The sequence below is a fragment of the Micromonospora sp. NPDC051925 genome, from assembly GCF_044548625.1.
In the GTDB taxonomy this organism is placed as follows: Bacteria; Actinomycetota; Actinomycetes; order Mycobacteriales; family Micromonosporaceae; genus Micromonospora.
On sequence record NZ_JBIUCH010000012.1, the window covers coordinates 231049 to 250575 of the forward strand.

Here is a 19527-nt window from a genome sequence, read left to right on the forward strand (position 1 = left end):
ATGTATGACCTCGATTCCACCGACCGCCGGATCGTGGCGGCGCTCCAGGTAGACGGCCGGGCGAGTTGGACGGACATCGCCCAGCTCACCGGCACCTCGGTGACCACTGTGGCCCGCCGGGCCCAGCATCTGCTCGCCGACGAGCTGGTCAAGGTCGCCGCCGTGCCCCAGCCGGGCGGCGGCGGCCCCGGCGATCTGCTGATCGTCCGGCTCCGCTGCTCGCCGGGGAGTCAGCTGCCCGCCGCGCAGGCGCTCGCCGCGATGCCCGAGGTCCGCTTCGTCGCCCTGGTCACCGGCGTGTACGACCTGGTCGCCGAGGTGCTGGTGCCGAAGGGCACCAGCATGCACAGCGTGCTGCTCAGCGGCCTACAGGCCATCGAGGGGGTGCAGGGCAGCGTGGCCGACCTGGAGCTGCACACCTACAAGGCCAGCCACGAGTGGAGTCAGCACCTGCTCGGCGAGGCCGGCCAGCTCGCCGGCCCGCCCCCGGTGCACAACTGCTCGGCCAACCACCTGGACGAGGTGGACGAGCGGATCGTCGCCGCCCTCCAGGCCGACGGTCGGGCCAGCTTCCAGGCCGTCGCCGGTGGGCTCGGGGTCAGCGAGAGCACCGTCCGCCGCCGGTTCGAGGCGCTCCACCAGGCCGGCTGCGTACAGGTGATCACGCTGGTGCCGGCGGCGGCGCTCGGCTTCGAGGCGGAGATCCTGTTCTGGCTGTCGGTGGCGCCGGCCCGGCTCGACGGGGTGGCCCGGGAACTGGCCGCGCTGCGCGGGGTGCGTTACGTGGCGGCCACCCTCGGGCAGGAGTCGCTGATGTGCGAGGTCATCCTGCCCACCCACGCCGACGTCTTCGAGTTCACCACCAAGACGCTGGCCGGGATCGACGGCATCCAGGCGTGGACCGCCGGGGTGCAGTTGCTCACCGTGAAGCGGGGCTTCGTGGTCACCCCGTGGGCGGCCCGCCGGCTGGGCACGGCCCCGGAACAGCGCCCCGCCGCCCCGGCCCCCCGCACCCCCCGGGCCCGCCGCGGCTGACGCCGCTCCCCCGTCACCAGGGGCCGAAGACCCGGTCCCCGGTGGCGGAGATGGCCGCGCAGAGCGCGTCGAGGTCGGCACCGGTGGTCTCGGCCAGCGACCGCACCGTCAGCGGGATCAGGTACGACGCGTTGGGCCGGCCCCGGTGCGGCATCGGGGTCAGGTACGGCGCGTCGGTCTCGACGAGAAGCTGGTCGATCGGGGTGAGCGCGGCGGCCTCGCGTAGCCCGGCGGCGCTGCCGAAGGTGACCGTGCCGGCGAAGCTGAGCAGGTACCCCCGGCGGACGCACTCGCGGGCGAAGTCGGCGTCGCCGGAGAAGCAGTGCAGCACCACCGTGTCCGGGGTGCCCTCGTCGTCGAGGATGCGCAGCACGTCGGCGTGGGCGTCCCGGTCGTGGATGACCAGGGCCTTGCCGTACCGCTTGGCGATGGCGATGTGCGCCCGGAAGCTCTCCTCCTGGGCGGCCCGGCCGTCGTCCCCGGTGCGAAAGAAGTCCATCCCGGTCTCGCCGACGCCCCGGACCCGGTCCCGGGCCGCGAGCGCCTCGATCCCGCGCAGCGCGGCGTCCAGGTCGGCCAGCCGGGGGGCCTCGTTGGGGTGCAGCGCCACGGTGGCGAGCACCGCCGGGTACCGGTCGGCGACGTCGGCGCCCCAGCGGGACGAGTCGACGTCCACCCCGACCTGCACCAGCCGGTCGACACCCACGGTGGCGGCCAGCTCGATCGCGGCGGCCACCGGGTCGGCGGCGTCGCCGCCGCCGGGCACCCCGGCCTCGCTGACGGTGATGTCGAGGTGGGTGTGGCTGTCCAGCACGGGACGGGGCAGCGGCGGCGGGGCGGGCGGGAACTCACCGGCCCGGCGGGCGGCACGCTGCTTGCGGGAGGCGGTCGGTTCGGTCATCGCGGTCAGCATCACACACCCGGCAGCACCGACCGCGCCGACCCGGACCGGTCCGCGTCGCCGGACGGCACACCGGGACCGGTCCGCATTCGCCGGACGGCACAGCCAGGACCGGTCCGGGTTCGCTCGACGGCACGCCCGGACCGGTCCGGGTCGCCGGGTGGCACGCCCCGGGTCGGTCCGGCGGGCCGTGCCGTCGGCTCGGCGGGCCGTGCCGCGTCCGGGGGTGTTCCCGGGCGGCCACCGGCTGTTCACCGGGTCGGCACCTGGCCGGCTTAGCGTCGCGGGGATGAGCGTCACCGACCGGGCCAGCGGCACCGCCTCCGAGCGGACCGGGTTGCGCGTGACGTACGGCGGGGTGGTCCACCCGGCGGAGGAGTTGGCCCGGGGGGCGGCCTACGAGCTGTTCAGCGCCGAGGCGGCGCCCGGTTTCGAGTGGGCGCCCCGGCCGGGCTCGGCCTGGCCGTGGCGGCGGTTCGTGCACGTGACCGAGGTCACCGAGGTGTCAGGTGGCGGTGATCCGGTCGAGGAGCCGGAGGCGTCGCTGCTGATGCCGCTGCACCGCGACCGGGGCTGGTCGTACGTGCATCAGCTCAGCCAGCAGCCGACGGCGGCCGGCGATCCGACGCTGGCTGCGGTACGCGGCTCGGCGGTGCTCCGGCGGGGCACCCGGATGGTCAAGGTGCTCTCCGCCCGGCAGCTCGCCGGGTACGTGCGGGGTTGGCTGCCGCACGGCTTCTGCTACCGCGAGCACGACGTGGCCCACCTGCGGACGCCGAATGCCCTGGCGGTGCTGCGCGGCGACGGCACCAGCGGCGACGGCACCGACATCGGGTATGCGCTGCGCTGGCGGGCCGCCGACCCCGGTGACTACGACGTCCCGGTCGGCGCGGCGCACCGCGGCCTGCTGGGGCTGCCGCCCCGGGACCGGCTCGGCCCGCCGGTGCTGGGCACCGGGTTCGTGCCGAGTTCGGCGCAGCTGATCCCCGAGTTCGTCACCCGGGACTTCGCCGACCTGCCGATGCCCGCCAACGCCAGCCTGCTGGCGTACACCGCCGAGGGTGCCGAGGTGGTGCTCTACAGCTACCAGGCGGAGCAGCGGGGCTGGTTGCGGATGGTGGGGCCGCAGTGGCGGCACCTGCTGGCCGCGGTGCCGGGGCTCTCTCCCGATCAGGAGTACGTGCCGACCGGTGAGGTGCCGCGCTCCACCCAGCTCGTCGGCGGGTACGCGGGCGGCGAGTACGAGGCGGTGGCGGATCTGCCGGGCGAGTTCCGGGTGCTGGCGATGACCCGGGCGGCCCGCTATCCGGTGGAGTCGGTGGCCCGGCGGCTGCGGTACGCGCGGTGGCGTGGCGTGGCGTGCCTGGTGCTCCGCGAGGAGGGGGACTGGTTGCGGTTGCGGCTGCGCCGGCCCGATCCGGACTCGGTGCTCGACACCGGGGCGCAGTGCCACGAACGGGGCGTGTACGAGACGTGGGCCCCGACCGCCGAGGTGACCGACGACCAGGTGGTGGACCTGCCGTACGCGCTCTGAAGGGCATAACGGTGGCCGGCCGGGGAAAGCGCGGGCGTCCGACACCGACGGATCAGGAGACGAGCATGCCCTTCATCACCGTGGGTACGGAGAACTCCGCCCCCATCGACCTGTACTACGAGGACCACGGCCAGGGTCAGCCGATCGTGCTGATCCACGGCTTCCCGTTCAACGGGGCGACCTGGGAGAAGATGTCGGGTCCGCTGCTCGCGGCCGGGTACCGGGTAATCACCTACGACCGGCGTGGTTACGGCAGTTCCGCGCAGCCGGCGATGGGGTACGACTACGACACCTTCGCCGCCGACCTTGACGTGCTGATGAACGAGTTGGACCTGCGCAACGCGATCCTGGTGGGCCACTCGATGGGCACCGGCGAGGTGACCCGCTACCTCGGCGCGTACGGGTCGGACCGGGTGGACCGGGCGGTGCTGATGGCGCCGCTCGCGCCGTACCTGTTGCAGACGAAGGACAACCCGGAGGGCGTCGAGAAGAGCCTCTTCGACGGGTTCCAGCAGGCGATCATCGCGGACCGGTTCGCCTACCTGACCCAGTTCTGCGATGCGTTCTTCAACTACAGCGAGAACAAGGGCAAGTGGGTCAGCGAGGAGGCGTTCCGGGCGCACTGGCAGATCGGCGCGCAGGCGTCGGCGAAGGGCACCCACGACTCGGTGGACGCCTGGCAGACCGACTTCCGGGCCGACGTGCCGAACATCGACGTCCCGGTGCTGATCATCCAGGGCGACAAGGACAACGTGCTGCCGTACCCGAAGACGGGTCAGCGGCTGGCCCCGATGCTGCCCAACGGCAAGCTGGTCACCCTGAAGGGTGCGCCGCACGGCATTCCGTGGACGCACCCGACCGAGGTGAACAAGGCGCTCATGGAGTTCATCGGCGCACCGGCGATGGCCCGCGCCTGACGTACGGCCGACGCGGCCCCGGGGAATTCCCCCCGGGGCCGCGTCCGTCGTGGCGGGTTGCCGACGCCGCCGAAGCCGAACGCGCGGCCGGCAGGCCGCCCCCGGTCAGGCCGGGTCGACGGTGAGCCGGATCGGGTCGGATCGGCGGTGAGCCGGGTCAGGCCGGGTCGGCGGTGAGCCGGGTCAGGCCGGGTCGGCGGCGGGCCGGGTCGGGCGCGCTGCGCGGGCCGGTGGGCCGGGCCGGTCAGCTCTCCAGCCTGGCCAGCTCCTCGTCGACGATCGACGGGTCGAGCTTGCGGAAGACCGGCTTCGGCGCGGCGAGCGGCAGGCCGGCCTCCAACGGCACGGACTCCCAGCGTGCGCCGACCGTGTAGTCGCCGGTGAGCACCGGGTAGCCCGGCCCGCCGTCGAGGTCGTCGACCTCCTCGAGCACCGGCATCGGGGCGTGCACGCCGGTGCCGCCGAGCAGTTCGTGGATCTGCTGCGCGGCGTGCGGCAGGAACGGGGTGAGCAGCGTGTTGGCGTCGCTGATCACCTGGAGGGCGACGTGCAGGATGGTGCCCATCCGGGGCTTGTCGGCCTCGGCCTTGAGCTTCCACGGGGCCTGCTCGGACAGGTAGCGGTTGGCCTCGGCGACGACCTTCATCGCCTCGCCGATGGCCTGCTTCTGCCGGTGCCGGCCGATCAGGTCGCCGACCGTGGCGAAGCCGGCGCGGGCCACCGCGAGCAGCGCCTCGTCGGCCTCGGTGAGCCCGGCCGGGTCGACCGGCGGGATCGCCCCGAAGTTCTTCGCCGCCATGGAGATCGACCGGTTGACCAGGTTGCCCCAGCCGGCGACCAGCTCGTCGTTGTTGCGGCGGAGGAACTCGGCCCAGGTGAAGTCGGTGTCGTTGCTCTCCGGCCCGGCGACGGCGATGAAGTAGCGCAGCGCGTCGGCGTCGTACCGGGCCAGGAAGTCGCGGACGTAGATGACGACCTTGCGGGACGAGGAGAACTTGCGCCCCTCCATGGTCAGGTACTCGCTGGAGACCACCTCGGTGGGGAGGTTGAGCCGGCCCAGCTCGCCGGGCTGGCCGTCGTGCGTCCCCGCCCCGGAGTAGCCGCCGAGCAGCGCCGGCCAGATCACCGAGTGGAAGACGATGTTGTCCTTGCCCATGAAGTAGTGGCTCGGGGAGTCCTTGCCCTCCCCGTCGGCCGACCACCACTTCCGCCACGCCTGCGGGTCGCCGGTGCGCCGGGCCCACTCGATGGACGCGGACAGGTAGCCGATGACCGCGTCGAACCAGACGTAGATCCGCTTGTCGCCCCGGTCCTGCCAGCCTTCGAGCGGGATCGGCACACCCCATTCCAGGTCCCGGGTGATGGCCCGGGGCTGGAGGTCGTCGAGCAGGTTGCGGGAGAAGCGCAGCACGTTGGGCCGCCAGCCCTCGCGGGTGTCCAGCCACTGGCGCAGCGCGTCGGCGAGGGCGGGCAGGTCGAGGAAGAAGTGCTCGGTCTCCACGAACTCCGGCGTCTCGCCGTTGATCTTGGACTTGGGGTTGATCAGGTCGATCGGGTCGAGCTGGTTGCCGCAGTTGTCGCACTGGTCGCCACGGGCGCTGTCGTAACCGCAGATCGGGCAGGTGCCCTCGATGTAGCGGTCGGGCAGGGTCCGCCCGGTGGACGGGGAGATCGCCCCGGTGGTGACCTTCGGGACGATGTAGCCGTTGCGGTGCAGCCCGGTGAACAGCTCCTGCACCACCGCGTAGTGGTTGCGGGTGGTGGTCCGGGTGAACAGGTCGTACGACAACCCGAGCGCCAGCAGGTCCTCGGCGATCACCCGGTTGTACCGGTCGGCCAGCTCGCGCGGGGTGACCCCCTCGGCGTCGGCCTGCACCTGGATCGGGGTGCCGTGCTCGTCGGTGCCGGAGACCATGAGCACGTCGTGGCCGGCCATCCGCATGTACCGGGCGAAGACGTCGGAGGGAACGCCGAAGCCGGACACGTGGCCGATGTGGCGCGGACCGTTGGCGTAGGGCCAGGCGACCGCAGCGAGAACGTGACTCATGACCAGCAAGCCTAGTGACCCGCACCGGGGGCCCGCGAACCAATAGGGCGCACCGCACCGCGCTGGCGGGAATCGGGTGTTCGCCCCAATTGCCCACCAACACGCGGAGTCAGCTGACGGACACCGACCGCCACCCGGTGTCCAATGACTGTCGTGACGGGCAGACGAGCGGGGCACGACAAGCCGACACCCAGCGCCCGGACGTCGCCGGCGGACAGCGCCGAGACCCCGGGGGCGCGGGCGGGCGGGGTCGCCCCCCAGCCTCGCCCGGTGCCGGGCCGGGAGCCGGCGACCGTCGAGGTCGAGCCGACCACCGGGGCGCCGGTCGACGCGGTGCCGCAGCGGGTTCCGGTACGCCAGCCGCGCACCCACCGCACCCGCCGCACCGGCGACGGCGACACGCCGGAGGACGACGACGCGTTCTTCTGGGCGCCGATCGAACAGGTGCACTGGGACGGCACACCGTTGCGCAAGGAGCCGAAGCAGCGGCTGCGGTCACCGCGGCGGCGTCAACCCGCCCGCGTCGCCCATCCGCCGGACCCGGTGCAGGGGCTCGCCGTACTGCTGGCGTTGAGCCTGGTGGCGGCATTCTTCGCCTGGGTGAGCGCGGGGCCGCTCTGGCTGGCCGTCGGGCACTCCACGGCGGGGACGGTGATGATCACCGACTGTTCGGGCGGTGGGATCACCCAGCGCTGCCGGGGCATCTTCGCCGCCGACGACGACCGGTTCCTGACCCACGGGGTACGGGTCAGCGGGGTGCCGGCCGAGCGAAACGCCACCGGCACGGTGCTGGCGGCCCGGGTGACCGGGCCGGGCGCGGACACCGCGTACGTGGACACCGGGGCGGGTCGGCACCTGCGCTGGCTGCTCGGCCTGCTGGCGGTGGCCGGCTGCGGGGCGGGGATCGCCCGGTGGACCGGGCCGACCCTGCTGGCCGACCCTCGACAGCGCCGCTGGGCGACCGTCGGTGGCTACCTCGGGCCGATGCTGATCACCCTGGGCTTCCTCGTCGCCGCCTGGTGAACGGGCAGTCGGCCGGACGACCCGGCCGCGCCGGTGGGACAGACAACCCGGTCAGCGGTGCACGACGGCGTAGACGTCCCGGCGACGCAGCCCGTACCCGGTGGCCACCTCGCTGATCGCGTCCCGGCGGGACAGCCCGGCGGCCTCCCGGTCGGTCACCGCGGCCCGCAGCGTGTCGTCGTCGGGGCGCTCGGCGGGGGTCTCCGGCGCTCCCGCGACCACCAGGGTGATCTCGCCGCGCGGTTCGCCCCGGGCGGCCCAGTCGGCCAGTTCGCCGAGCGGCCGGCGGACGACCTCCTCGTACGTCTTGGTCAACTCCCGGCAGAGCGCGGCGGGCCGGTCGTCGCCGAACGCGGCGGCCAGGTCGGTCAGCGCGGCGGCGATCCGGTGCGGGGCCTCGAAGAGGACCAGGGTGCGCGGTTCGGCGGCGAGAGCCTTCAGCCGGGCCCGCCGGCCGCCGGGCGAGCGGGGCAGGAAGCCCTCGAAGCAGAACCGGTCGCAGGGCAGCCCGGACAGGGCCAGGGCGGTGGTGACGGCGCTCGGACCGGGCGCTGCGGTGACCGGCACCCCGGCGTCGAGCGCGGCGGTGACCAGTCGGTAGCCGGGGTCGGAGACGCTGGGCATGCCGCCGTCGGTGACCAGCGCGACCAGGTAGCCCTCGCGGAGCACGTCGACCAGTTCCGGGGTACGACGTTCCTCGTTGCCCTCGAAGTAGGAGACGATCCGGCCGCCGACGGTGATGTCGAGGTCGCGGGCGAGCCGGGCGAGCCGGCGGGTGTCCTCGGCGGCGACCACGTCGGCGGTGGCGAGGACCTCGCGGAGCCGAGTGGACGCGTCGGCGGGGTTGCCCAGCGGTGCACCGAGCAGAATCAGGCGTCCAATCTCGGACATTTCACCCACGAAGCGCGCTCCTTCATCGACACTCGTACCAATTCCGGGGACGATGGACGCCACCGGGCACCTTCGCAGCCTACGATCGCCGGGTGACGAGTGCGTCGACAGCACAGAGTGCGAGCGCGGACCGGTCCGGCCAGGAGGCACCCCCTCCCGAGGGCGGAGGAGGTGGCGTGCCGGCGATCGTCCGTCGACGACTCGCCACCGTCGAGGCCCGGCTGGACGTGAACTCGTGGATCGCCACCGCCGTGGTGGTGACGATCGCCGCCATCCTGCGCCTGCTCGGGCTGAGCAGCCCGAAGGGCAAGATCTTCGACGAGATCTACTACGCCCGGGACGGCTACGGCCTGATCGACAAAGGCGTCGAGTGGAACTACAAGGACAACGGCCCGTCCTACGTGGTCCACCCGCCGCTGGGCAAGTGGCTGATCGGGCTCGGCGAGTGGGCCTTCGGCTACCAGGACGCGGAGACCAACATCTCCGTCCCGGGCCACCTGATGACCACCGCCCCGGAGTTCGGCTGGCGGATCGGCGCGGCGGTGGCCGGCATCCTCTCGGTGCTGATGCTGACCCGCATCGCCCGCCGGATGTTCCGCTCCACCACGCTCGGCTGCGCCGCCGGCCTGCTGCTCGCCCTGGACGGCTTCCACCTGGTGCTCTCCCGCACCGCGCTGCTCGACATCTTCCTGCTGCTGTTCGTGCTCGCCGCCTTCGGCGCGCTGGTGCTCGACCGGGACGCCCGCCGACGGCGCTGGGCCCGAGCGTTGGACGAGGGCCTCGACCCGACCGTCGCCGGCCGGGCCGGTCGCCCCGCCGGCGGCTGGCGGAACTGGCCCTGGTGGCGGCTGCTCGTCGGCGTGCTGCTCGGCTGCGCGTGCGCGGTGAAGTGGAGCGGGATCTACTTCGTACCGGCCTTCGGGCTGCTGGCCCTGCTCTGGGAGGTCGGCGTCCGCCGGTCGGCCGGGGTCCGCCGGCCGTGGCGCGACGCCCTCCTCGACGAGCTGCCCTGGCTGGTGCTCGCCGGGCTGCTGGTGGTCGGGACGTACATCCTCACCTGGTCGGGCTGGCTGCTCTCCGACGCCGGCTACTACCGGCTGGCCGCCCGCTACCCGACCCTCCCCGGGCTGAGCGACACCCCGTACATCGGAGCGCTGAACAACCTGTTCCAGTACCACAAGGCGGCGTTCGAGTTCCACACCGGCCTGGAGACCGCGCACAAGTACCAGTCGTGGCCCTGGCAGTGGTTGCTGCTGGGCCGACCGGTGGCGTTCCACTGGTCCGGAGAGGGCGCCTGCGGCGCCCCGACCTGCGCCTCCGAGATCCTGCTGCTGGGCACGCCGCTGCTCTGGTGGTCGTTCCTGCCGGCGCTGGGCGCCACGCTCTGGCTCGGGGTGGCCCGGCGGGACTGGCGGGCCGGGGCGATCCTGACGGGCGTGGCCGCCGGCCTGCTGCCCTGGTTCTGGTACGCCCTCGACGGCCGGACGATGTTCTCCTTCTACACCGCCCCGGCGCTGCCGTTCCTGGTGCTGGCGGTGGTCTATGTGCTCGGCGCGATCGCCACCCCCACCACCACCGGTCCCGCCCGAGCCGCCCCGGGCACCACCGCCTCAGGCAGGCTCGCACCGGCCGACCCGGCCGACCCGGCCGACCCGAAGGCCGCGGTCCTGGTCGCGGAGGCTGATGCGGCGGCGGCCGAGCAGCTCGCTGACCGGCGACTGATCGGTGGCGTCATCGTCGGTGCCTACGTGCTGTTGGTGGCGCTCTGCTTCGCGTACTTCTACCCGATCTTCGTCGGCAACCTCCTGCCGTACGACGACTGGTCCGCCCGGATGTGGCTGGACGGCCGCTGGATCTGACCCGCGCCCCGTCCGGGAGCCGCCGCCGGCCTGGCTGGCATCGGCGTCTCCCGGTCGGGGCGGTGTCCGTTTCCGGGTAGTCGCCGCCACTGTGGACCAGACGGTCGCAGCAGGCCGAGTCCCGCCCACGTACCGGGTGTCCGACCGGCATGCCGCACTCGGCGCGGACAGGGCCGCCTTGCTGGTCGGCGAGGAAGATCAACGGCGCGCGCCCTACCGGGCGGCGGGACGGGCACCGCGGCGTTCGGAGCTGGGCGGCCACCGGGTTCGGGCAGACGCAACGCGCCCTGCCCGCCGGGACGGGCCTCGCGGAGCAATGCCGCAGAAAAGGGCGCGCCCCGATCGCCTGCCACGGGGGAAGCGGGCGATTGGGGCGCGCAAGGAGAGCTTAACCACGTTGTGCCACCGGCACAACGGGTCGACTTGGGTCAGATTTCCGACCGACGCATCGCGCGGCAAATGGTTTACATCTAGCATCTAACGGACGGTCGTCTCCGGCCGACCGGGCGCCCGAATCGTCCGCTCGGCCCATCCGGGTGCCGAGCCTTCGGCGTCGAGACCCGCTGGGTGATCCCCGGTGAAGCTCCACAGTGGATCTCACTACACTCGCCCGGTGATCATCACGAGACGACGATCGACGGCCGTCCTGATCGGAGTGTTGGCGGCGACCGCGCTGACCGGCCCCGCACCGGCCCTCGCCGATGACGAGGAGCCCGCCGAGCCGCCCAAGGTCGAGCTGGTGCTCGACGTGAGCGGGTCGATGCGGGCCAACGACATCGACGGGCGCAGCCGGATCTCGGTCGCCCAACAGGCGTTCAACGAGGTGGTCGACGCGCTGCCCGAGGAGACCCAGCTCGGCATCCGGGTGCTCGGCGCGACCTACCGGGGCAAGGACAAGAAGCAGGGCTGCCTGGACACCCAGCAGATCGTGCCGGTCGGGCCGGTGGACCGTACCGCGGCCAAGGCGGCGGTGGCGACGCTGCGACCGACCGGCTTCACCCCGGTCGGGCTGGCCCTGCGCTCCGCCGCCCGGGATCTCGGCACCGGCACGACCGCGCGACGGATCGTGCTGATCACCGACGGCGAGGACACCTGCGCCCCACCCGACCCGTGCGAGGTGGCCCGGGAACTGGCCGCCCAGGGCACCAAGCTGGTGGTCGACACGCTCGGCCTGGCCCCGGACGAGAAGGTTCGCAAGCAACTGCTCTGCATCGCCACCGCGACCGGCGGCACTTACACGGCGGCACAGAGCGCCGACGAGCTGACCGGCCGGATCAAGCAGCTCGTCGACCGGGCGAAGGACACCTACACCGCCGCCCCGACCGTGGTGGCCGGCAGGGCCGAGTGCGCCAACGCGCCGCTGCTCGCCCCCGGCGTCTACACCGACCGGGAGGCGTTCTCCGAGCACCGCTGGTACCGGGTGCCCGTCCGGCCGGGGCAGGAGCTGCGCGCGTCGGTCAGCGTGGCGCTGGACCGACCGGTCAACCCCGACCACGCGGTGCTGCTGCGAGCCACCGCCACCGACGGCCGGGAACTGGTCCGGGGCGTCGACGCCGGCAGCGGCCGTACCGACGTGGTGTCGGCGGGGCTGCGCTGGTCGGGGACGGAGGAGGGGGCGACGCCGAGTCCGTCGGCCACCGACACGCCGGTGCCGGCCACCACGGTCTGCCTGGTGGTCAGCAACGCCTTCTCGCCCCGTCCCGGCACCCGGGCGGAGCCGGGCATGCCGGTCGAGCTGACCATCGACGTGGTCGCCTCGTCACCCGCCCCGGCCGCGCCGGACCTGGGGCGCGGCTGGGTGCTGCTGCTCCTGCTCACCCTGGCCGGCCTGCTCACCGGCCTGGTCGTCGGGCTGCTCACCCGCTGGTGGGTGGCGACGTGGAGGACGAACTGACGATGCGTACCCCGATCATCCGGGCCGGGGCGGCGCTGGCCGCCGCCGGGCTGGCCCTGCTCGCCGCCCCGGCCCCGGCCACAGCCGCGCCCACCCCCTCCCCCGGCGCCACCCCGGTCACCCGGGCCGGGACGTCGTTCCTCACCGCCACCGGCATCACGGCCGGTCAGCCGGTCCGGGTCGGCGCCTCCACCGGCGACTTCCTGTACTGGTCGTTCCCGGCGTCGGCCGGGCAACGCCACGAGATCACCGCGACGGTGTCCCTGCCGAAGGCCCGTACCGGCGCGTCCACCTGGACGGTGGAGGTCTTCGACGGGCTGCGCCGCCGGCAGGCGTGCACGGCCGGGGCGCAGACCCCGACGGTGGCCGCGTCGGCCGGCAGCGTGGCGCTGGGCTGCACGCTGCGCCAGGTGCGGTCCTGGGCGGAGCCGTGGTCGGCCGACCCGCTGCCCGGCACCTACTTCGTCCGGCTGTCCGTGACCGACCTGCCCGAACCCGACCTGGGCCTCCCGATCGACGTGGAGCTGCTGGTCTCCGCGGACGGCGAGGGTTCGCGCGACGACGGCGAGTTGAAGGCGCCGCTGGTGCCGAACACCAAGGCCGGCGCGGTGCTGACCGGTGAGCCGGCGGCGGCCCCCGTCGAGGAGGACGACGACTGGTTCGACGGCGACTGGCTGCCCGCGCTCGGCTCGCGCTGGGCGTGGAGCGCCGTCGGCGGCGCGCTCGCCGCCGTCGCCGGGGTGGTCGGTTTCGCGCTTACTCGCCGCCCCCGCCGGCCCTGACCCGGAGGGCGGCCCCGAAAGGCGGTTCTGGCCAGGGCCGGTGGCCGTCCCCGGGTCGGGGGCGGCCACCGGCGGGTCACCCGGACCGCCGGTCGGGGCCCTCCGGCGTCACCCCCTGCGGTACGTTCACCAGCCATGGCTGTCGCGCACCTTCCTGCCGGACGGGCGCGACGGTGGTCGTACCGGAAAGGGGTGGGCGATGCGCGACCTGCTGCCGGCGACGGTCTCGGTGGCGGTGGCCGAGGAAGCCGACTGGGTGGGTGAGCTGCTCCCGGCGGAGCGGGCCGGGCTGAGCGAGCGGGCGGTGGAGAGCCGGCGGCGGGACTTCACCGCCGGTCGGGTCTGCGCCCGGCGGGCGATGACCGCCCTCGGCCTACCGGCCGCGCCGGTGCCGGCCGCGTCCAACCGCGCGCCGGTCTGGCCGGCCGGGCTGGTCGGCACCATCACCCACACCCGGGGCTACTGCGCCGCCGCGGTCGCCCGCCGCACCGACCTGCGCGCGGTCGGCATGGACGCCGAGCGGCACAAGGAACTCAACCCGGGGGTACGCCGGATAATCCTGCGCCCCGAGGAGGAGGACCGGCTGGCCCGGCTGCCGGGTGGGGTGAACTGGCCGGTGCTGGTGTTCAGCGCCAAGGAGACCGTCTACAAGGTCTGGCACCCGGTGGTGGGCTCCTGGTTGGACTTCCTCGACGCCACCGTCGAACTGGACCCGGACGCGGGCGTCTTCACCGCCCGGATCAACCCGGCGCGAGTGTCGGCGGCCACCGTGGCGGACCCACCCTCGATGGTCACCGGCCAGTTCGCGATCGAGGACGACCTGGTCCGTACGGCGGCTGTGCTGCCCCTGCGCTGAGCCCTTGCCACCACCCACTAGCTTCCAAGAGTTACGACCGTCGAACGTGTGCGAGGAGTACGGTGAGCCAGCCCCAACCCCCTTACGGGCCGCAGGACCCCCACCAGCCGCCCGGGGCGCCGCAGCCGTTCCCGACGGCACCCGGTCAGCAGTACCCGGTCGACCCGACCGCCCCGCCACCCCCGGTCCCCGATCCGTCACAACCGACGTACCCCGCCGACCCGTACGCTCCGCCGTCGCCGTACGCGCCGCAGCCGCCGGTCTCCGGAGCCCCACAGCCGACGTACCCACCGCCGACGTCGGGCCAGCCGTACCCCTCGTACGACCCGGGGAGCGTGCCGCCGCCGGCCTCCGGTGCCGGCTACCAGCCGATGTCGGGCGCGGGATACCCGCCGGTCTCCGGTGCCGGATACCCGCCGGTGTCCGGAGCGGGATACCCGCCAGGGTCCGGTGCCGGTTACCCGCCGCCGCCCGGCGGCCCGGGTGCGCCCGGCTATCCGTTGGGCCCGCCTCAGCCGGCCCCGTCGTCGGGCACAAAGGTCTGGATCATCATCGGCGTCGTGGTCGCCGTGGTGCTGCTGCTCTGCTGCGGTGGAATCGTCGCCGCCGTGGTCGCCGGTGGCAGGACGGCCAACGAGGCGGCCGACGAGATCGAGCGCTCGCTGCCCACCCCCGGTGCCACGACGGCACCGGCGCTACCGGGTGACAAGCCGTCGTCCACCGATGACGAGACGTTCAACATGAAGGCCGGCGAGACGCTGGTGATCAGCGACGACGACGGCACCATCGAGATCACCGTCCGGAGCTTCAGCACCTCGTCCAAGGGCTGCCGCTCGTTCGCCCCGCCACCGGACAAGGGCATGTACCTGATCGCCGACGTCACCGCCACGGTGACCAAGGGCACGGCGTCGATCAACCCGTTCTACTTCCAGTGGGTGGCCGACGACGGCACCACGGTCAACGGGCTGGCGGGTGCCCTCTCCGGCTGCGGCGGCGACATGCTCGACTCCGGCAGCAGCATCCGGGCCGGCAGCAAGCGTTCCGGCGCGGTCGTGTTCGACGTGGCCGACAAGAAGGGCGCGGTCGAGTACCAGCACAAGTTCGAGGCGGCCGGTTCCTGGAAGCCCTGACCTCCCAGGTCCCGTGACGGGCCGGCTCCCCTGACGGGGGCCGGCCCGCTCCCGTTACGCAGGACCGGCCGGCTCCGGTCACCGGTCGGCCCTGGCCCCGCCGTGCTTGCCGGGACAACCCGGTGTGTCCGGCGGTAGCGGGCCGGGATCGCTGCCGTGCCTTGAATCGGGCCCGGCACCGGTGGATGCTGAACAGATCGACATTCACCGATCGACTTGGAGGTGGGAGATGCGCCGTCTCTCGCTCGTCGCCCTGACCCTGGCCGTCGTGCTGCTGCCGGCGACCCCGGCCGCCGCGCACGCCGGAGCCACCGGCCCGGCCGCCGCGGACCTCGGGGTCGCCGGCCACCGCAGCGCTGCGGGTCCGGCCGTCACGCCGACGTTGCACGACGTCCGGACCGCCGGCACCGCCTGGGGCCAGGACCCGACGACCGGCCGGCTGACGCTCACCGTCGACGACACCGTCCCGCCGGAGCAGGTACGCGCGCTGCGCGCCATCGCCGTCCGGGCCGGCGCGGACCTGCGCCGCGAACCCGGCCGGCTGCGCATCCTCGTCGCCGCCGGGCAGGCCGTCTACGGCGGGGGTGCCCGCTGCTCACTCGGCGCGAACGTGCACAGCGGCAGCACCTACTACTTCGTCACCGCCGGGCACTGCACCTCCGTCGCCTCCGCCTGGTACGCCGACAGCAGCCAGACGACAGTGCTGGGCAGCCGCACCGGCAGCAGCTTCCCCACCAACGACTACGGCCTGGTCCGCTACACCGGCACGGTCAGCCACCCGAGCGCCGTCTACACCTATCCGGGCCTGCTCACCGTCAACGGCGTCGGCACCCCGTACATCGGCCAGGCCGTCTGCCGCAGCGGCTCCACCACCGGCGTGCGGTGCGGCACGGTGACCGGGCTCAACCAGACGGTCAACTACGCGGAGGGCAGCGTGTCCGGGCTGATCCGCACCAACATCTGCGCCGAGCCCGGTGACAGCGGCGGGCCGCTCTACGTCGCCGGGAGTGGGTTGATCCTCGGCATCCTCTCCGGCGGCAGCGGCAACTGCACCAGCGGCGGCACGACCTACTACCAGCCGATCGCCGAGATCCTCGCCGCCTACGGCGTCACCATCCCCTGAGCACGACGTCGACGTGGTGCGCCGCCGGCAGGTCGTCGGGGAATGGCCGGAGGCGGGCTCCCCGTCGTCCGGGCAACCCGCCTCTGCGCAGATCCTCGTAGTGAGGCCGATCGGCCTACCGGGCGTCATGACCGGGAGGTCCGGGGCCCGGCCGGCAGGTCACCGGCCGGGCCACCGGTCAGGATTCCTGGCTTCGACGCCGGGCGAGGAAGAACATGAACCCGCCCAGGGCGACCAGGACACTTCCCACCCCGGTCAGGGCAGGAACCGCGCCACCACCGGTGACCGGCAGAATCCCGTGCCCCGGCGCACCGGGACTGCCAGGCGCACCGGGACTGCCCGGGGCACCGGGTGCACCCGGGCTACCCGGAGCGCCAGGGCTACCCGGAGCACCAGGGCTACCCGGAGCACCCGGACTGCCGGGCGCACCAGGGGCACCAGGACTACCTGGAGCACCTGGGCTACCGGGGGCACCAGGACTACCCGGAGCGCCCGGACTACCAGGCGCACCCGGGCTGCCGGGTGAGCCAGATGGGCCGGGCGGGCCACTGGGTCCGGGCGGGCCGCTGGGCCCGGGGGGACCGGAGGGCGCGACGCACACCGGTGCGCTGATGACGTTGGTGTCCAGGGTGACGGCGGCGGTTCGTGCCAACGCACGGCCCTGGAGGGTCGCGCCCGTGGCCATCGTGATCGACGCCTGGGCCATGATGGTGCCCACGAAGGTGGTGCCCGTGCCGATCGTCGCCGAGCTGCCGATCTGCCAGAACACGTTGCAGGCTGAAGCCCCGTTGATCAGGACGACGCTGCTGTTGGACGCCGTCGTCAGCGACGAGTCGACCTGGAAGATGAACACGGCCGCCGGGTCGCCCTGGCCGTTGAGGGTCAACGTCCCGGTCAACTGCGCGGCCCCGATCCGGTAGACGCCCGGGTTGAGCGTGTTGCCGCCGAGTTCCGCGGGGAGGTTGGTGAACGGCGTCCGGCCGGCGGCGTCGTTGTAGGCGGTGGTCAGGTCACTCTGCGCCTGCAACGCGACAGCATCGCCGAGGTGGACCTCCCCGCCGATGGTCGCCGTTCCGAAGCCCGCCGCGGTGTTGCCCGGGAACCTCCCGAGACTCTGGGCGAGGAAGCTCGGGCCGGTGTTGGTCGGTTCGGCCCCGGCCAGGACGGAGAAGTTGCCGGCCGTCCCCAGGCCCACCGGGGCATCGGCCGCGCTTGCCGCCGTCGAGTTGACGAGCAGCAGGCTGGCGACCACGGCGACGGCTGCGGAAGCCCCGAGAGCCGGCAGGACCACCCACCGAAGTCGACGAATCGGTCTTTCTTTCACAGGAACATCCTCCGTGGCTACTACTCGCAGGAGGCGTCTCGCGTCCTGCCCGAAACGGCCCGGTGGTGCGGCCGAGTGCGCAGACCACCACATCACGCCACAGCCACGTTTGCTACCAAAATGGGACAATAAGGTAGATTATGGGACCAAAGAGGACTCCGCCTCACGTCCCACAGGCTCATCACAAGGCCCCCGGCGCGTCGGCGCAGGTGACCAGGACCCACCTGTTCGGTTCCGGTGCGAGCACGCCCGATGCCTCGGCATGCCACGGGTGGCGGCGGCACCGACGCTCCGCCCTGGCCGTCGTGGACTCCGGGGTTGACGCCAAAGCTAAAGGTGATAGCTTTTAGCTAACAGGGAAAGCCAAGCGCTGACGAGCTACATGGAGATGGTCATGACCGAGTTCCTGAACGTCGATGGTGGGACGATCGCCTACGAGGTGACCGGCGTCGCCGGCCCGCTGGTGGTGCTCGCACACGGCATGGGTGACAGCCGCGAGGCATACCGGTTCCTCGCCCCCGCGCTGGCGCAGGCCGGGTACCGGGTAGCCGCGGTGGACCTCCGCGGCCACGGCGAGTCCAGCGTCGGGTGGCCGTCCTACACCCGCACCGCGATCGCCGGTGACCTGATCGCCCTGGTGCGGCACCTCGGCGGGCCGGCGGTGCTCATCGGCCACTCCATCGCCGGCGGCGCGGCCACGATCGCCGCCGTGCAGGCCCCGGAGTTGGTCACCGCACTTGTCGAACTCGCACCCTTCACCCGCAAGCAGCAGATCCGACTCGGCGACCTGCGCAACGCCGCCTACCGTCGTGGCACGACACACCTCATCGGTACCGCCCTGCTCGGCAGCACCCGGCAGTGGGCCAGGTATCTCGATACCGCCTACCCCGGCACCAAACCCACGGACTGGGACACCCGCCTGAAGCAGATCACCGCGATGCTGCAGCAACCGGGCCGGATGAGGGTCCTGCAGAAGATGGGCATGACCTCTCCCGCCGATGCCGGTGAACACCTAGGCAAGGTCACCTGCCCCGTGCTGATCGTGCAGGGCACTCTCGACCCCGACTGGGCCTCGCCGAAGGCCGAGGGCGAAGCGATCGTCGCCGATCTACCGACCGGACTCGGCCGTCTGGAGATGCTCGACGGAGCGGGTCACTACCCACACGTCCAGTTCCCCCAGCAGACCCTCGCCATGGTCCTGCCCTTCCTGGCCGGCATCCGTGCCTAGGGCCGGCCTGGATTCGGCCACGGTCGTCGCCGCCGGTGCCGCGCTCGCCGACGAGGTCGGCTTCACCGAGCTGACCATGGGCCGACTCGCCGAGCGGGTCGGGGTACGCGCCCCGTCGCTGTACAAGCACATCGCCAGCCAGGACGACCTCAACCGGCGGATCGCCGCCCTCGCCCTCACCGAGGCCGCCGACGCGATCGGCGCGGCCACCCAGGGCCGCGCCGGGCGGGACGCACTGGCCGCCGCCGCCCACGCGCTCCGCGACTTCGTACTCACCCACCCCGGCCGTTACGCGGCCACCATCGGCCTCACCCCGAACAGCCCCGACGACCCGATCGCGGTCGCCGAAAAGCGAGTACTCGTACCCTTCGAAGCGGTCCTGCGGGGATACGACATCGCCCCCGAGGACATGACCCACGCGCTACGCGCGCTACGCAGCGTCTTCCACGGCTTCGCCACCCTGCAGGCCACCAACGGATTCCAGTGGTCCACCGACATCGACGCGAGCTTCGAATGGCTCATCAACCTCGTCGACCGGAGCCTGCGCTCCACACCACTGTCCAGCCCGACCGATCACCGGTAGACCATCCGCTCGCCGAACCGGCCAGTTCCACCCTCCACACCAGCCGGAAGCGGAAACCACCATTGATCGGGCCCCTCCTCGAGACACCCAGGGAGGCTCCGTCCGACGACGCCGGACGGGCACACGTTCAAGGGCGGGCTCCCGATCATCCGAGAACCCGCCCTGAACTGCTACTTTGTGGTGGAGCTGAGGGGATTCGAACCCCTGACCCCCTCGATGCGAACGAGGTGGCTGCTGTTCCACAGGCGTTCGCAAGATCGTCAGATTCGGACTAACATCCTGGTCAGGGGCTATACCTGAGTGATTGGGGTTGACCCGGTTTGACGGACAGGGTCGGTAAGTTGATCTCACGCTACCTTGCTCGCTGGCCTGCGGGAATAGGCCGTCGCCTCATACTCGG

Annotated in this window: 16 protein-coding genes; 12 read left to right on the top strand and 4 right to left on the bottom strand. The window is 72.8% G+C overall.

Annotated features, from left to right (window positions below; all coding sequences use genetic code 11):
* The gene (locus ACIG87_RS18625; RefSeq protein WP_396851793.1) at window positions 1-1035 is read left to right on the top strand and encodes an Lrp/AsnC family transcriptional regulator; all 1035 of its coding nucleotides are present in this window, start codon (window positions 1-3) and stop codon (window positions 1033-1035) included.
* 13 nt (window positions 1036-1048) lie between these two features.
* On the opposite strand, the gene ACIG87_RS18630 is transcribed toward ACIG87_RS18625, so the two are convergent.
* Window positions 1049-1948 (bottom strand): TatD family hydrolase, encoded by a 900-nt coding sequence (locus tag ACIG87_RS18630; protein ID WP_396851795.1) that lies wholly within the window; start codon window positions 1946-1948, stop codon window positions 1049-1051.
* Window positions 1949-2225: 277 nt separating this feature from the next.
* Here ACIG87_RS18630 and ACIG87_RS18635 point away from each other — a divergent pair, with 277 nt between their 5' ends.
* Both ACIG87_RS18635 and ACIG87_RS18640 read left to right on the top strand, forming a co-directional pair.
* Window positions 2226-3470 carry a hypothetical protein gene (locus ACIG87_RS18635; RefSeq protein ID WP_396851796.1) on the top strand — a complete coding sequence of 415 codons (1245 nt, stop codon included), beginning with the start codon at window positions 2226-2228 and terminating at the stop codon, window positions 3468-3470.
* A 65-nt stretch (window positions 3471-3535) separates the two neighbouring features.
* Window positions 3536-4387: an alpha/beta fold hydrolase gene (locus tag ACIG87_RS18640; RefSeq protein WP_396851798.1), complete on the top strand. Its 852-nt coding sequence runs from the start codon at window positions 3536-3538 to the stop codon at window positions 4385-4387.
* A gap of 244 nt (window positions 4388-4631) precedes the next feature.
* Here the strand turns inward: ACIG87_RS18640 and metG are convergent, their stop codons facing one another.
* Window positions 4632-6434: a methionine--tRNA ligase gene (gene metG, locus ACIG87_RS18645; RefSeq protein WP_396851800.1), complete on the bottom strand. Its 1803-nt coding sequence runs from the start codon at window positions 6432-6434 to the stop codon at window positions 4632-4634.
* A gap of 144 nt (window positions 6435-6578) precedes the next feature.
* On the opposite strand from metG, the gene ACIG87_RS18650 reads away from it, so the two are divergent.
* Window positions 6579-7457: a hypothetical protein gene (locus tag ACIG87_RS18650; RefSeq protein WP_396851802.1), complete on the top strand. Its 879-nt coding sequence runs from the start codon at window positions 6579-6581 to the stop codon at window positions 7455-7457.
* A 51-nt stretch (window positions 7458-7508) separates the two neighbouring features.
* Here the strand turns inward: ACIG87_RS18650 and rsmI are convergent, their stop codons facing one another.
* Window positions 7509-8348, bottom strand: a complete 840-nt coding sequence (gene rsmI, locus ACIG87_RS18655; protein WP_396851840.1) for a 16S rRNA (cytidine(1402)-2'-O)-methyltransferase — start codon at window positions 8346-8348, stop codon at window positions 7509-7511.
* Between the two features lie 92 nt (window positions 8349-8440).
* Between rsmI and ACIG87_RS18660 the strand changes: the two genes are divergently transcribed.
* The 6 genes from ACIG87_RS18660 (at window position 8441) to ACIG87_RS18685 (ending at window position 15992) form a co-directional block, all read left to right on the top strand.
* The gene (locus ACIG87_RS18660) at window positions 8441-10207 is read left to right on the top strand and encodes a dolichyl-phosphate-mannose--protein mannosyltransferase (protein ID WP_396851803.1); all 1767 of its coding nucleotides are present in this window, start codon (window positions 8441-8443) and stop codon (window positions 10205-10207) included.
* Window positions 10208-10823: 616 nt separating this feature from the next.
* Window positions 10824-12101: a VWA domain-containing protein gene (locus ACIG87_RS18665; protein ID WP_396851841.1), complete on the top strand. Its 1278-nt coding sequence runs from the start codon at window positions 10824-10826 to the stop codon at window positions 12099-12101.
* A 2-nt stretch (window positions 12102-12103) separates the two neighbouring features.
* A complete protein-coding gene (locus ACIG87_RS18670; protein WP_396851843.1) occupies window positions 12104-12883 on the top strand; it encodes a peptidase in 780 nt (259 codons plus the stop codon).
* A gap of 199 nt (window positions 12884-13082) precedes the next feature.
* On the top strand, window positions 13083-13739 hold the full coding sequence (locus tag ACIG87_RS18675; RefSeq protein WP_396851804.1) for a 4'-phosphopantetheinyl transferase: 657 nt from the start codon (window positions 13083-13085) through the stop codon (window positions 13737-13739).
* A gap of 62 nt (window positions 13740-13801) precedes the next feature.
* A complete protein-coding gene (locus ACIG87_RS18680; RefSeq protein ID WP_396851806.1) occupies window positions 13802-14869 on the top strand; it encodes a DUF4352 domain-containing protein in 1068 nt (355 codons plus the stop codon).
* A gap of 229 nt (window positions 14870-15098) precedes the next feature.
* Entirely contained in the window at window positions 15099-15992 is an 894-nt protein-coding gene (locus ACIG87_RS18685) for a S1 family peptidase (RefSeq protein WP_396851807.1), read from the top strand.
* A gap of 178 nt (window positions 15993-16170) precedes the next feature.
* Here the strand turns inward: ACIG87_RS18685 and ACIG87_RS18690 are convergent, their stop codons facing one another.
* The gene (locus ACIG87_RS18690; RefSeq protein WP_396851809.1) at window positions 16171-17283 is read right to left on the bottom strand and encodes an ice-binding family protein; all 1113 of its coding nucleotides are present in this window, start codon (window positions 17281-17283) and stop codon (window positions 16171-16173) included.
* Between the two features lie 427 nt (window positions 17284-17710).
* On the opposite strand from ACIG87_RS18690, the gene ACIG87_RS18695 reads away from it, so the two are divergent.
* Window positions 17711-18544, top strand: a complete 834-nt coding sequence (locus ACIG87_RS18695) for an alpha/beta fold hydrolase (RefSeq protein ID WP_396851810.1) — start codon at window positions 17711-17713, stop codon at window positions 18542-18544.
* Window positions 18537-19127, top strand: a complete 591-nt coding sequence (locus tag ACIG87_RS18700) for a TetR/AcrR family transcriptional regulator (protein WP_396851811.1) — start codon at window positions 18537-18539, stop codon at window positions 19125-19127. Before ACIG87_RS18695 ends, ACIG87_RS18700 begins: the two co-directional genes overlap by 8 nt.
* The last annotated feature ends 400 nt before the right edge of the window (window positions 19128-19527 follow it).

Coding starts and splice junctions, on each gene's coding strand:
- ACIG87_RS18625 (WP_396851793.1), top strand. CDS start 1: ATGTATGACCTCGATTCCACCGACCGCCGGATCGTGGCGGCGCTCCAG.
- ACIG87_RS18630 (WP_396851795.1), bottom strand. CDS start 1,948: ATGCTGACCGCGATGACCGAACCGACCGCCTCCCGCAAGCAGCGTGCC.
- ACIG87_RS18635 (WP_396851796.1), top strand. CDS start 2,226: ATGAGCGTCACCGACCGGGCCAGCGGCACCGCCTCCGAGCGGACCGGG.
- ACIG87_RS18640 (WP_396851798.1), top strand. CDS start 3,536: ATGCCCTTCATCACCGTGGGTACGGAGAACTCCGCCCCCATCGACCTG.
- metG (WP_396851800.1), bottom strand. CDS start 6,434: ATGAGTCACGTTCTCGCTGCGGTCGCCTGGCCCTACGCCAACGGTCCG.
- ACIG87_RS18650 (WP_396851802.1), top strand. CDS start 6,579: ATGACTGTCGTGACGGGCAGACGAGCGGGGCACGACAAGCCGACACCC.
- rsmI (WP_396851840.1), bottom strand. CDS start 8,348: ATGTCCGAGATTGGACGCCTGATTCTGCTCGGTGCACCGCTGGGCAAC.
- ACIG87_RS18670 (WP_396851843.1), top strand. CDS start 12,104: ATGCGTACCCCGATCATCCGGGCCGGGGCGGCGCTGGCCGCCGCCGGG.
- ACIG87_RS18675 (WP_396851804.1), top strand. CDS start 13,083: ATGCGCGACCTGCTGCCGGCGACGGTCTCGGTGGCGGTGGCCGAGGAA.
- ACIG87_RS18685 (WP_396851807.1), top strand. CDS start 15,099: ATGCGCCGTCTCTCGCTCGTCGCCCTGACCCTGGCCGTCGTGCTGCTG.
- ACIG87_RS18695 (WP_396851810.1), top strand. CDS start 17,711: ATGACCGAGTTCCTGAACGTCGATGGTGGGACGATCGCCTACGAGGTG.